Origin of the sequence: Streptomyces lusitanus, assembly GCF_042647945.1 — a bacterium.
GTDB lineage: Bacteria > Actinomycetota > Actinomycetes > Streptomycetales > Streptomycetaceae > Streptomyces > Streptomyces pseudogriseolus.
Window position 1 is genome coordinate 87,748 of record NZ_JBHRWL010000007.1, and the last position, 12,332, is coordinate 100,079.

Annotated in this window: 12 protein-coding genes; 5 read left to right on the forward strand and 7 right to left on the reverse strand. The window is 74.5% G+C overall.

Going from position 1 to position 12,332, the window contains the following annotated elements:
* Positions 1-147 precede the first annotated feature (147 nt).
* The 3 genes from ACFOSY_RS12180 to ACFOSY_RS12190 form a co-directional block, all read right to left on the reverse strand.
* Positions 148-1,245, reverse strand: coding sequence for a mechanosensitive ion channel family protein (locus ACFOSY_RS12180; RefSeq protein WP_394306779.1), 1,098 nt, complete (start codon positions 1,243-1,245; stop codon positions 148-150).
* Between the two features lie 235 nt (positions 1,246-1,480).
* Positions 1,481-2,245: a crotonase/enoyl-CoA hydratase family protein gene (locus ACFOSY_RS12185; protein ID WP_394306780.1), complete on the reverse strand. Its 765-nt coding sequence runs from the start codon at positions 2,243-2,245 to the stop codon at positions 1,481-1,483.
* A gap of 82 nt (positions 2,246-2,327) precedes the next feature.
* On the reverse strand, positions 2,328-3,257 hold the full coding sequence (locus ACFOSY_RS12190) for a lysylphosphatidylglycerol synthase transmembrane domain-containing protein (RefSeq protein ID WP_394306781.1): 930 nt from the start codon (positions 3,255-3,257) through the stop codon (positions 2,328-2,330).
* 140 nt (positions 3,258-3,397) lie between these two features.
* Between ACFOSY_RS12190 and ACFOSY_RS12195 the strand changes: the two genes are divergently transcribed.
* On the forward strand, positions 3,398-5,284 hold the full coding sequence (locus ACFOSY_RS12195; protein ID WP_394306782.1) for an ABC transporter ATP-binding protein: 1,887 nt from the start codon (positions 3,398-3,400) through the stop codon (positions 5,282-5,284).
* Positions 5,285-5,346: 62 nt separating this feature from the next.
* On the opposite strand, the gene secD is transcribed toward ACFOSY_RS12195, so the two are convergent.
* The 4 genes from secD to ACFOSY_RS12215 form a co-directional block, all read right to left on the reverse strand.
* Positions 5,347-7,629 carry a protein translocase subunit SecD gene (secD, locus tag ACFOSY_RS12200; protein WP_394306783.1) on the reverse strand — a complete coding sequence of 761 codons (2,283 nt, stop codon included), beginning with the start codon at positions 7,627-7,629 and terminating at the stop codon, positions 5,347-5,349.
* A gap of 65 nt (positions 7,630-7,694) precedes the next feature.
* Positions 7,695-8,096: a hypothetical protein gene (locus ACFOSY_RS12205; protein ID WP_394306784.1), complete on the reverse strand. Its 402-nt coding sequence runs from the start codon at positions 8,094-8,096 to the stop codon at positions 7,695-7,697.
* A complete protein-coding gene (locus ACFOSY_RS12210; RefSeq protein WP_394306785.1) occupies positions 8,093-8,776 on the reverse strand; it encodes a response regulator in 684 nt (227 codons plus the stop codon). The genes ACFOSY_RS12205 and ACFOSY_RS12210 overlap by 4 nt, the downstream gene beginning before the upstream one ends.
* Positions 8,773-9,780 carry a HAMP domain-containing sensor histidine kinase gene (locus ACFOSY_RS12215; RefSeq protein WP_394306786.1) on the reverse strand — a complete coding sequence of 336 codons (1,008 nt, stop codon included), beginning with the start codon at positions 9,778-9,780 and terminating at the stop codon, positions 8,773-8,775. Before ACFOSY_RS12215 ends, ACFOSY_RS12210 begins: the two co-directional genes overlap by 4 nt.
* Positions 9,781-10,050: 270 nt before the next feature.
* Between ACFOSY_RS12215 and ACFOSY_RS12220 the strand changes: the two genes are divergently transcribed.
* Genes ACFOSY_RS12220 through ACFOSY_RS12235 form a run of 4 tightly spaced genes read left to right on the forward strand, consistent with a single transcriptional unit; the run spans position 10,051 to position 12,301 of the window.
* Positions 10,051-10,374, forward strand: a complete 324-nt coding sequence (locus ACFOSY_RS12220; protein ID WP_394306787.1) for a TraR/DksA family transcriptional regulator — start codon at positions 10,051-10,053, stop codon at positions 10,372-10,374.
* Between the two features lie 55 nt (positions 10,375-10,429).
* Positions 10,430-10,804 (forward strand): TraR/DksA family transcriptional regulator, encoded by a 375-nt coding sequence (locus ACFOSY_RS12225; protein WP_394306788.1) that lies wholly within the window; start codon positions 10,430-10,432, stop codon positions 10,802-10,804.
* A complete protein-coding gene (locus tag ACFOSY_RS12230; protein ID WP_394306789.1) occupies positions 10,801-11,619 on the forward strand; it encodes a rod shape-determining protein in 819 nt (272 codons plus the stop codon). Before ACFOSY_RS12225 ends, ACFOSY_RS12230 begins: the two co-directional genes overlap by 4 nt.
* A 58-nt stretch (positions 11,620-11,677) precedes the next feature.
* Entirely contained in the window at positions 11,678-12,301 is a 624-nt protein-coding gene (locus ACFOSY_RS12235; RefSeq protein WP_394306790.1) for an Rv1733c family protein, read from the forward strand.
* Positions 12,302-12,332: the final 31 nt, after the last annotated feature.

The following is a 12,332-nucleotide window of genomic DNA, read 5'->3' on the forward strand; positions in this document are numbered from 1 at the left end:
CGACATCAAGATATCTTGTGACGGCCCCGTGCTCGACAGGGGTCCACGCCGAGTTCCCCGGAAACGCCCGTCGCGGAGCGCCGCACGTCGGACCGCAGCCTCGCACGCCGGGCCGCAGCGCCGCACGGCTGCTGCGGCCCGCCGCCGTCAGACCGGCCGGCCGGTTGTCATGTCGTCCGGCGCCGCCGACGCGTCCCGCTGGGACGGGATCAGCACCGTGCCCTGCTGGAGGGCGACCGTCCGCGCGGGGGACGGGATGCGGATGCCCTCCTCGCGGTAGCGCCGGTGCAGCCGCTTGATGAACTCGTGCTTGATCCGGTACTGGTCGCTGAACTCGGCCACGCCCAGGATCACGGTGAAGCCGATGCGCGAGTCGCCGAAGGTGTGGAACCGCACCGCCGGCTCGTGCTCCGGCACCGCCCCGGTGATCTCGGTCATCACGTCGGCGACGACCTCCTTCGTCACCCGCTCCACGTGCTCCAGGTCGCTGTCGTACGACACGCCGACCTGGACCAGGATGGTCAGCTGCTGCTGGGGCCGCATGAAGTTGGTCATGTTCGTCTTGGCGAGCTGGCCGTTGGGGATGACCACCAGGTTGTTGGACAGCTCACGGACGGTCGTCTGGCGCCAGTTGATGTCCTCGACGTAGCCCTCCTCGCCGCTGCTCAGACGGATGTAGTCGCCCGGCTGCACGGTCTTGGAGGCGAGGATGTGGATGCCCGCGAAGAGGTTCGCGAGCGTGTCCTGGAGCGCCAGCGCCACCGCAAGACCGCCCACGCCGAGGGCGGTGAGCAGCGGGGCGATGGAGATGCCCATCGTCTGGAGCCCGACGAGGAAACCGATCGCCAGGACCACGATCCGGGTGATGTTCACGAAGATCGTCGCCGACCCGGCCACGCCGGACCGCGACTGGGTGACCGAGCGGACCAGATCCGCCACCACCCGGGCGGTCGCCACGGTCGCGACGAAGATCACCAGCAGGGTCAGCGCCTGGTTGGTCGTGTGCTGAACGGTGCGGGTCAGCGGCAGCGCCGCCGCCGCGGAGGCCGCGCCGCCGGCCATGGCGGCCCACGGGACCACCGTGCCCAGTGCCTGCACCATGATGTCGTCGCCGCGCCAGGCGGTGCGCTCGGCGTGCCGCCCCAGCCAGCGCAGCAGCATGCGGAGCAGGAACGCCGCCAGCAGGCCGGCGGCGAGGGCGATGCCGGCCTGCATGAGATCGTCCACGGTGAGGGAGCGGGTCACCGCGCACCCCCCGCGCACCCCTGGGCCGACGGCCGCCTCTCCTGGGCCGAGAGCCGTATGTGAAGTCGTGTCACGTGAAGTCACCTGCTCGAGGTATACGGGATCCACCGGTGCCGCACCCGCGTTGACCTGCGGGGGCACCGTCGCTCATCCTGCCGTATTCCGCAGGGCAGTTCGTACCACGCGCCTCGTCGCGGGCGGGCCCGCACGCCGAGTCGGGCAGCCGGACCCGCCCTCACACCCCGTCGAACGAGCCGTGCCGCCCTGCCCCCGACGCGAACCGGGCCGCCCCCTCCAGGCTCTCCGCCAACACGGCGGCCCCGTGCCGGAGTTCCGAGGCCAGCGCCGCCTCCTCGCCCCGCCCCTCCTGCTCCAGCACCGACGCCCGGTCCGAGCGCAGGCACGCCTGGGGGAACCGGGCCAGCGAGGCCGCCAGTTCCTCCGCCTCCGCGCGGGCGCGCCCCACCGGCACCACCCGGTTGGCCAGCCCCATCGCGTACGCCTCGGCGGCCGGCACGGGACGCCCCGTGAGGATCATGTCCATCGCCCTGCCGGTGCCGATCAGCCGCGGCAGCCGTACCGTGCCGCCGTCGATCAGCGGCACGCCCCAGCGGCGGCAGAACACCCCGAACACGGCGTCCTCCTCGGCCACCCGCAGGTCGCACCAGAGCGCCAGTTCGAGACCGCCCGCCACGGCGTGCCCGGACACCGCCGCGATCACCGGCTTGGACAGCCGCAGCCGGGTCGGGCCCATCGGCCCGTCGCCGTCCTCGGCGACCCGGTTGGCGCGCTCCGTGCCCAGCGCCTTCAGGTCGGCGCCCGCGCAGAACGTGCCGCCCTCGCCCCACAGCACCGCCGCCCGCGCCTCGTCGTCCGCCTCGAACGCGCGGAAGGCGTCCGCGAGTTCGGCGGCCGTCGGCCCGTCCACCGCGTTGCGCGCCTCGGGGCGGGACAGCACCACCGTGGTGACGGCTCCCCGGCGTTCGATCCGTACGGGCATGACGTGGTTCCTTCCGTGAGCGGGACCGGGACCCTACCCGCCCGCCGAGCCCCCTCACACGCCACCACACCCGCGCAGCGCGTCAGATCACCTTCATCCGCACCAGCGCCGCCAGCGTCAGCGCGCCCGGCAGCAGCGGCAGCCACACCGTGAGCAGCCGGAACACCAGCACCACCGCGGTGGCCACCGCCGCCGCCCCGCCGGCCGCCGCCAGCGCCACGACCAGCGCCGCCTCCACCGAGCCGATCCCGCCCGGCGTGGGCACCAGCGCCACCGCCACCGTCGCCGCCAGATACGCCACCGCCAGGTGCGCCGACGGCACCGCCAGCCCGAACGCCCGCCCCACCAGCACCAGGACGCCCGCCTGGAGCGCCGGGAAGGCCAGCGCCCCGCCCCACAGCGCGAGGGCCCGCGCGGGCCGGGCGTGCACCGAGCGCGCCTCGCCCAGCGCCGTCCGCAGGAAACCGGCCACCACCGTCCGCACCCGCCGTACGGCGGCGAGCGCGCCCAGGACCAGCACGAGCGCCGCGCCGGCCACGAGGAACGGCCCCACCGGCGCCTCGTCCGGCAGCAGCGACCCGAACGGCAGCGCGTCGGGGAACGCCAGCAGCAGCGCGCCCAGCAGCCCCACCCGTCCGACGCACTCCGCCAGCAGATACAGGGCCAGCGCGGCCGAGGACCGCGCCGGGCTCAGCCCGCACACCGTCATGAACCGCAGATTGACCGCGCTCGCCCCCAGCCCCGTGGGCAGCAGGTGGTTGGCCGCGCCCGCCGCGAACTGCGCGGCCAGCAGCCGCCGTCCGGGCAGCCGCTCGAGCACCGCGCCCTGCCGGGTGCACGCGGCGGCCGGCCAGGTCAGACACGTCACACCGGCCGCGGCCAGCAGCCACGGCCACCGGGCGGTCGTCACCAGACCGAGCCCCTCGGCCAGCACCTCCCGCTGCCGTACGGCGACCACGGCCACGAGCAGCAGCGGCAGCACGCACAGCACCCGGCGGATCGTCACCGTCATGTCCACAGAGGGTGAACGACGCACGCGAACGGAGGGTTGCGACGGGCCGGACGCACGGCGACGGCCGTCGCCCGCGGGCCGGGGCGGCGGGGCGGGGCCTCCTTGACCTCAATCATGCTTGAGGTCCTAGCGTCGCCCTCATGAGCATGGAGACCACCGCGTGGGCGCAGCTGCGCAGCGTCATGACCGCCGAGGACGAGCGCCGGCCCGTCACCCGGGACACCCTGCGGCGCATCGGCGCCTTCGCCCGCCCGCACCGCCGCGAACTGATCCTGTTCCTGCTGCTCGGCACGGCGACCGCGGCGCTCGCCGTGGCCACCCCCGTGCTCGCCGGGCGGGTGGTGAACACCGTGGTGTCAGGCGGCGACCCGGACACGGTGGTGCGTCTGGCGCTGCTCATCGCGCTGATCGCGGTGGTGGAGGCGGTCCTCGGCGTGCTCGGCCGCCGCCTTTCGGCGGCGCTCGGCGAGGATCTCATCCTGGGGCTGCGGACGGCGGTCTTCGACCACGTGCAGCGGATGCCGGTCGCGTTCTTCACACGCACCCGTACGGGCGCGCTCGTCTCCCGTCTCAACAACGACGTCATCGGAGCCCAACGGGCGTTCAGCACCACCCTGTCCACCGTGGTGTCCAACGTCGTCACCCTGGCGCTGACCCTCGGCGTGATGCTCACCCTGTCCTGGCAGATCACCCTCCTCGCGCTGGTTCTGCTCCCCGTGTTCGTGATCCCCGCGCGGCGCATGGGCCGCCGGATGGCCGGCCTCCAGCGCGAGGCCGCCACCCTCAACGCGGCCATGGGCACCCGGATGACGGAGCGGTTCTCGGCGCCCGGCGCCACCCTGGTCAAGCTGTTCGGGCGGCCCGAGGAGGAGTCCGAGGAGTTCGCGGTGCGGGCGCGGCGGGTGCGGGACATCGGCGTGCGGACGGCCACCGCCCAGACGGTGTTCATCACCGCGCTCACCCTCGTCTCCGCCCTCGCTCTCGCCCTGGTCTACGGCCTCGGCGGCCGGCTCGCCCTGTCCGGCGCCCTCGACGCCGGCGCGGTGGTCGCCCTCGCCCTGCTGCTCACCCGCCTCTACGCGCCGCTCACCTCGCTGGCCGGGGCGCGGCTGGAGGTGATGAGCGCGCTGGTGAGCTTCGAGCGGGTCTTCGAGGTGCTGGACCTCGACCCGCTGATCCGGGAGAAGCCGGACGCCCGCGAGGTGCCCGAGGGCCCGGCCGCCGTGGAGCTCGACGACGTCCGCTTCGGCTACCCGTCCGCCGACAAGGTCTCCCTCGCCTCCCTGGAGGAGGTCGCCGCCCTCGACACACGCGGCGGCGAGGAGGTCCTGCACGGCATCTCCTTCCGCGCCGAACCCGGGCAGACCGTCGCCCTCGTCGGCTCCTCCGGCGCCGGCAAGTCGACCGTCGCCGCCCTGCTGCCGAGGCTGTACGACGTGGACGCGGGGGCGGTACGCGTGGGCGGTGTCGACGTACGGGACCTGAGCGCGGCGTCGCTGCGGGCGACGGTCGGCATGGTGACGCAGGACGGCCACCTCTTCCACGACACGGTCCGCGCCAACCTGCTGCTGGCGCGGCCGGACGCGGACGAGGAGGACCTGTGGGACGCGCTGCGCCGGGCGCGCCTGGACACGCTGGTGCGGGCGCTGCCCGACGGTCTCGACACGGTGGTGGGGGAGCGCGGCTACCGCCTGTCGGGCGGGGAGCGGCAGCGGATGACGATCGCGCGGCTGCTGCTGGCGCGGCAGCGGGTGGTCGTCCTCGACGAGGCGACGGCCCATCTGGACAACACCTCGGAGGCCGCCGTGCAGGAGGCGCTCGGGGAGGCGCTGGAGGGGAGGACGGCGGTGGTGATCGCCCACCGCCTGTCGACCGTACGGGCCGCCGACTTGATTCTGGTGATCGAGGGCGGGCGCGTCGTGGAGCGGGGGACGCACGAGGAGCTGCTGGCGGCCGGTGGGCGGTACGCGGAGTTGTACCGGACGCAGTTCGAGGAGGAGGGGGTGGAAGCGGGGGTGAGCGCCTGAGGGGCCGGGGGCGGGTGGGGTGACCGCGGGGGTGCGGGCACAACCGCCCGCACCCCCTCGTGTCACACCTCGGTCGGCGTGCGCTCCGTTCGGGGGGCCGGTGTGCGCGGGGCGGTCCTGCGGGGCCGCTTTCCGCCGCCCGCACGGGCGTCCAGCTCGATCGCGAGGGGGGACGCGGTGAGCACCGAGGAGTACGTGCCGACGACCATCCCGATGAGCAGCGCCAGGGCGAAGTCCGTCAGCGAGTCGCCGCCCAGCAGCGCCAGCGCGGCCAGGATGAACATCACGCCGATGCCCGTGTTCACCGTCCGCGGCACCGTCTGGAGGATCGCCTGGTTGGTGACCCGGGCCAGCGGCGCCTTCGCGTCCTTGCGCCACAGTTCGCGGATGCGGTCGAAGACCACCACCGAGTCGTTCACCGAGTAGCCGATCACCGTGAGCAGCGCCGCCAGGAACACACCGTCGACCGGCTTGCCCAGCCAGGCGAAGACACCGGTGAGGATCACCACGTCGTGCGCCAGCGCGGCCACCGCGCCCGCGCCGAACATCCACCGGAACCGCACGGCCAGATACAGCAGTTGGGCGACGAGCGCGAGGCCGAGCGCCAGCAGCGCGTTGCGTCGCAGCTCGTCGCCGAGGCTCGGGCCGATCAGCTCGTCGCGGACCTTCTCCGCCCCGCCGCCGGCCTCGGCGACGGCCTCGGCGACCTTCACCGCCTCCTCGTTCGTCAGCTCCTCGGTGCGCACGGTCAGGCCGTTGTCGCCGGACGACTGCACGACGGCCTGCGGGAAACCGGCGTCGGCGAGCGCGGCACGGGCCCGGTCCGGGGCGACGGTCCGCTCGGTGGCGTACTCGATCAGCCGGCCGCCGGTGAACTCCACGCCGAAGTTCAGCCCCCGTACGACGATGCCCGCCGCGGCGACGGCCAGCACCACGGCCGACACCGCCAGCCAGCGGCGCGGGCGGCGCATCAGCTGCGGGTCGCGGCGGGTGAGCCAGGCGCGCACCCGGCCCACGGAGGCCAGCCCCGTGACACCGGGACGCCGGTGCACCCGGCGGCGCGCCACCGCGAACTCCGCGAGCACCCGCGTGATCACCAGCGCGCTGACCATGGACGCCAGCACACCGATGCCCAGCGTGACGCCGAAGCCCTTGACCGGGCCGGACGCCAGCACGAACAGCAGCGCCGCCGCGATCAGCGTGGTCACGTTGGAGTCCGCGATCGCGCTGAACGCGCCCTTGAAGCCGGCCGTCAGGGCCGACCGCCCGCTGGGCCGGCGGCGTCCCGCGTACTCCTCCCGGGCACGCTCGAACACCAGCACGTTCGCGTCCACGGCCATGCCGATCGCCAGAACGAAACCGGCGAGGCCGGGCAGGGTCAGCGTCGCGCCGAGGGCGGCGAGACCGGCGTAGGAGATCAGGCCGTAGCAGAGCAGGGCCACGACGGCGAGCAGGCCCATGAGGCGGTAGACGACGATGACGAAGAGCGCCGTGAGGGCGGTGCCGACGACGGCCGCCCAGGCGCTGGCGCGGATCGCCTCGGCGCCCAGCGTCGGGCCGACGGTCCGCTGCTCCACCGTCTCCACCGGCACCGGCAGCGCGCCGCCGTGCACGAGCAGCGCGAGCTCCTTCGCCTCGTCGCTGGTGAAGGAGCCGGTGATCTGCGTGGACCCGCCGGTGATGCCCGCACCGCACGCCACCGACGGGTCGACCTGCGGAGAGGAGATGACCTTGTCGTCGAGCACGATGGCCACCCGGCGTCGCGGGTCGCCCGCCGGGTGGCAGGCGGCCTCACCGGTCAGCCGGGCCCAGCCCTCGCCGTCCTCGAAGCCGACGGTGACGTGCCAGCCGGCGCCGCTCTGCGGGTCGAAGCGGGACTCGGCGCTCTTGACGTCCTGGCCGCCGAGGGCGGCCCTGCCGAGGTGCAGCAACTCGCCCGACTCGTCGGGCAGCACGCGCTCTCCCGGCGGGAGCTTCCCGTCGCCTCCCGTGCCCGGCCCCTGGACGGGGTGCACGGAGAGCTGCGCGGTACGGCCGAGCACGTCGGCGGCCTTCCGCGGGTCCTGCACCCCGGGCAGCTCGACGATGATCCGGTTGTCACCGGAGCGGACGATGCCCGGTTCGGCGACGCCGAGCGCGTCGATCCTGCCGCGCAGCACCTCCAGGGTGCGGTCGGTGGCCTCGGCGTCGGCCTTCAGCGTCTCGGTGGAACGGGTCTCCAGCACGATCTGGGTGCCGCCCCGCAGGTCCAGTCCGAGACGGACCGGGACGGTGACGGCGACGAACACGGACACGGCGATCACGGCAAGCGCGAACAACGCCCTGACGCGGGCGGGACGTTTCACAAGTGCCTCCAGCACGGCACACGTGCCCGTCGACGGGCACGCGGAAAGGGAAAGGGGGGTGTTTTTCAGGTGCTGGAGGCGGTGGGCGGCGCCCGGCCCAGGTCCGCCGGGACGTGTGCGGCTGCGGGGGCGGCGTGACCGGCGGCGGGCGCGGGGCGCGCGGGCCGGGGCGGGACGCGCGGCGTGTACGCGGGCGTGAACAGCAGCGGGCCGGCGGCCGTGTCGCGCTCGCCGGCGTCCCGCTCCGGCCGGGCGAGCACCGTACGGGCGGCGACGTACGCCTCGTCGCTGCGCGGCTGCGTTCCGGAGGAGTACGCCGGGGCGGCCGAGGTCTGCGTGGCCGACGGCACGGGGGCCGTGCCGGGCGCGGAGCCGAGGGCCAGCAGAACGGCCGCGAGCGCGGCCAGAAGCGCCGCGACGGCCCTCAGCGGAAGCCGAGCGGCAGGGCCCGGAGCGTGGACGGTCAAGGCTCCACGAGCCCCGCGCGGATGGCGTAGCGCGTCAGTTCCAGGCGGTCCCGCAGCCCCAGCTTGTGCAGCAGGTTCTCCCGGTGCCGCTGCACCGTCTTGACGCTGATGAACAGCAGCTCCGCGATCTCCTTCGACGAGTGCCCCTCGGCGACCAGCTTCAGCACCTCCTCCTCACGCGGGGTCAGCAGCCGCTCGGGCGCCTCTTCCCCGTGCCGTACCCGGTCCAGGTAATTGCGAATCAGGGCGGTCACGGCCCCCGGGTACAGGAACGGCTCGTCGCGCATCGCCGCCCGGCAGGCGGCGACCAGGTCACGGTCGGCGACGGACTTCAGCACATAGCCGCCCGCCCCGGCCTTCAGCGCCTGGAACAGGTACTGCTCGTTGTCGTGCATCGTCAGCATCAGGATGCGCAGCCCCGGCTTCAGCGCGGAAAGCTCCCGCGCCGCCTGGAGACCGGTCAGCCGCGGCATGGCGATGTCCAGCACCGCGAGGTCCACCTCGTGGGTGCGGGCCAGCGCGATCGCCTCGGCGCCGTCGCCTGCCTCCGCGACCACCTCCAGGTCCGGCTCCCGGTCGAGGATGAGCCGGACACCGCGCCGTACCAGCGCGTGGTCGTCGGCGAGGAGGATGCGGATCGGGTCCGCCGGGCGGCCGGCGGGAAAGTCCTGGTGGTTCATGACTGCTTCCTGACGGCCGGCACGGTCAGCCGGACACGGGTACCGGTTCCTGTCGCGGAGTCCTGGTCCGGGCTCCGGATGTCCGGGTTCCGGATGTCCGGGCTCCGGATGTCCAGCGCGGCCCCGATCAGCAGGGCCCGTTCACGCATGCCGCGAAGTCCCGCGCCCTCCCGGGCGGCGCCGATGCCCCGCCCGTCGTCGGCCACCTCCAGCACGACACCCTCCTCGGCGCTCCGCAGGACCACCTCCACCCGGCGGGCCTCGGCGTGCCGGGCCGCGTTGGTCAGGCCCTCCTGCGCCACCCGGTAGAGCACCAGCTCCGTCTCCTGGTCCAGGGCGGGCAGGTCGGGGTCGAAGCGGCGCACCACACGCAGCCCGGTGTGCGTGGCGAACTCCGTGGTCAGCGACGTCACCGCGCTCACCAGGCCGAGGTCGTCCAGCACCCCGGGGCGCAGCCGGCGCACCAGCCGCCGTACCTCGTCCAGGCTGCCCCGGGTGATCTCCTGCGCCTGCACCAGCTCCTCGCGCAGCGGCTCCGACGCCTCGTCCGACGCCCGCTTCAGGGCCAGCAGCACGGCCGTCATGCTCTGCCCCACCTCGTCGTGCAACTCCTGGGCGATACGGCGCCGCTCACCCTCCTGGGCGAGGATCGCGCGGGCGCTGCTCGCGGCGCGTTCCCCCTCCAGACGCTCCAGCATGGCGTTGAAGGCGCTCACCAGACCGGCCACCTCGCCGCCGCCCCGCACGGGCAGCCGCTGGCCGGGGCGCAGCAGGTCGACGGTGGTCATCAGCCGCGTCACCCGGTCCAGGGGTGCCAGACCGAGGCGCAGCAGCGCCGCGTTGGCCACGAGCATCACGACGAGACCGCCGACGAGGATCACCGCCTCCGTCAGCAGCACCGGCACGGACACGGTCACCGGAGCCCACAGCAGCAGCGCCGTGGCGCTGCCGAGCACCACGGCGTTCAGACCGAAGATCCGCCAGTACAGGGACACGGAGGTCACGCCTTCCTCTTTCTCGTCTGCCTCTACTGTCGGTCACCTCGGCCCCCGATGCGGCGGCGACCCCCTGGTCCCGGTGGACACCGGCCAGCCTGCCCCGGCCGCCCCGGCCCGGTCGATGGGCTCCACGCCCCATTTCCCTCCGGCCGGCGGACCCCTACCGCGCGGGGTGGGTCCCCGGACCCGGCACAGATGGGTCCCGCGCCCGATGGGAAGGCAGGCGGGGCCGGGCCAGGGTGGAAGCGTCATCCCGTACGTCCTCAGGAGGAACCCGTGTCCCTCGATCTGCCCCGCACCGACACCCGGGCCGCGAACCTCGCCGCGGACGAGGTCCGCCGGCGTCTGGAGCACGCCCGGACGACCAGGCTCGCGCAGCTCAAGGCGCTGGACGAAACCGGGGACAGCCCCGGCGACCACCTGATGTCGAACCAGAGGGACGCCATCGTGCGGGTCCTGCGGGAGATCGACGAGGCCTTCGCGCGCGTCGAGGACGGCACCTACGGCACCTGCCTGGGCTGCTCGAAGCCGGTACCGCCGGAGCGGCTGGAGATCCTGCCGCACACCCGGTACTGCGTCGGCTGCCGGCGCGCGGCCTAGGCCTGTCCGACCGCTCCCACGACCGTCCGCCCCGCTCTGCCCGAGAGGTGCAGTGGTGACCCGTCAGACCATCCGGACCATCGGCGAGTACGACGAGATCCTCAGCGCCGAGGACCTCGCCGAGCTCCGTGAGAACCTGCACCAGCAGCTGCTGTTCCGCCGGGAGCAGCTGCGGCAGTTGGCCACGGCGAGCCGCGCCGACGACCGCCGCCTCCGCGAGGACGCCGGGCGGATCGAGGTCGGCGTCAAGCTCGCCGCGTCCGCCCGCATGGTGCTCGCCGACGTCGAGGAGGCGCTGGCCCGGATGGACGCCGGGACCTACGGCGTCTGTCATCTCTGCCGCCGCCCGGTCGAGCGCCACCGCCTGCTGATCGTCCCCCAGGCCCGCCACTGCGGGCGCTGCCGGCAGCTGCGGGAGGCCGGCCGGTGACCGTGGTCCGGTACCCCCGGCCGGCTCCCGTACGGCACCGGCACCTGCCGCTGTGCAGGCGCTGCCCGGGTCTCGCTCTCGACCTGGGCAGCGCTCGCACCCGCGCGTTCGTCACCGGGCGCGGCATGGTCCTGGACGTGCCCACCGTGACGTTCCCCGGCGCCGTCCGCCCCGTCCGGCGCGGCGCCATCGTCGACACCCCCGGCGCCGCGCGCATGCTTCAGCGGCTGCTCGGCCACCGCATGCCGAGGATCGGCCGCCCGCTGGTCGTCGTCACCTCCCCGGTGCTGGACGGCCCGGCGTTCCGCGCCGCGGCCCGTACGGCGGTGGAGGTGCTCCGCCCGCGCGCCGTACTGACGGTCCCCGGCGCGCGGGCGGTCGCGCTGGCCGCCGGCGCCGATCACATCCGGCCGCTGCTGGTGGCGGACATCGGCGCGCACCTCACCGAGGTGGTGCTGCTCGCCGACGGCGCGGTCACCGACGCCCGGCGCACGGCGCTGGGCACCGCCGACCTGTCCGACGGCACACCTCCGGAGCTGATCACCGACGCGGTGGTCGGCATGGTGACGGCGATGCTGCGGCAGGACCGCACCTCCCTCACCCGCACCGCGCTGCGCCGCGGCGTGCTGCTGGCCGGAGGAGGAGCGCTGCGCCCCGACATCACCGGCGGCCTGCCGGGCGCACTGAACTGCGCGGTGCAACCCGTGCCGTCCCCGCACACCGCCGCCGTCCGCGGCGCCGCGGCACTGCTGTCCGCCGCGCACCGCCATCCGTCCGCCGCGCCCGGCCATCCGTTCGCCGGCGGCATCCTCTGACCCGGTCCGGACCGCGACCGCGACCGCTACCGTTACCGTTACCGGAAGGAGCCGTGACGTGGCGGGCCCCGTACCTCCGCCGCAGCCGCTTCCCGGCCCTCCGAGGCGTCCCCTGCTCCGGCGCCTGCGGCCCAACCCGCTGCGTCGCCGTACCGACACGGTGCGGGCCTGGCTGGGGCTCGGGGTGCTGCTCGCCGTCCTGGCCGCGGCCCCCGTGGCCGCCGCCCTGGTGGGCGACTCGGCCCACCGGCACTACCAGGACGTCGCACGTCACCAGCGGCAGACGCGCCACCTCACCGACGCGACCCTCCTCCACGACGCGCCCCGGCATCCGGAGCCGGGCTCGGACGAGGAGCGCAGGACCCGCTACCCGGTCGAGGTCCGGGTCGTCACCCGAGAGGGACGGACCCGCACCACCCGCGCGGAGGTCCCGCCGGGGCTGACCGCCGGCAGCACCGTCCGCATCTGGACCGACTCCTCCGGCGAGGCGAGCGACGCGCCGCTGACCGGCAGGGAGGTCCGCAGCCGCGCCGCGGGCTGGGCGCTGCTCGCCGCGATCGGCGTCGCCCTCGCGGGCGCCGTCGCGCACACCGTCACCGGCATGCTGCTGCACCGCCGCAACCTCGCCCGCTGGGACGCCGCGTGGGCGGAGACGGCCCCGCGCTGGACGTCGCCGATGTGATGCGAAAGTTTCGTGCGTACATGATCGGTCT

Coding starts and splice junctions, on each gene's coding strand:
- ACFOSY_RS12190 (WP_394306781.1), bottom strand. CDS start 3,257: ATGACGGTGACGATCCGCCGGGTGCTGTGCGTGCTGCCGCTGCTGCTC.
- ACFOSY_RS12185 (WP_394306780.1), bottom strand. CDS start 2,245: ATGCCCGTACGGATCGAACGCCGGGGAGCCGTCACCACGGTGGTGCTG.
- ACFOSY_RS12210 (WP_394306785.1), bottom strand. CDS start 8,776: ATGAACCACCAGGACTTTCCCGCCGGCCGCCCGGCGGACCCGATCCGC.
- ACFOSY_RS12195 (WP_394306782.1), top strand. CDS start 3,398: ATGAGCATGGAGACCACCGCGTGGGCGCAGCTGCGCAGCGTCATGACC.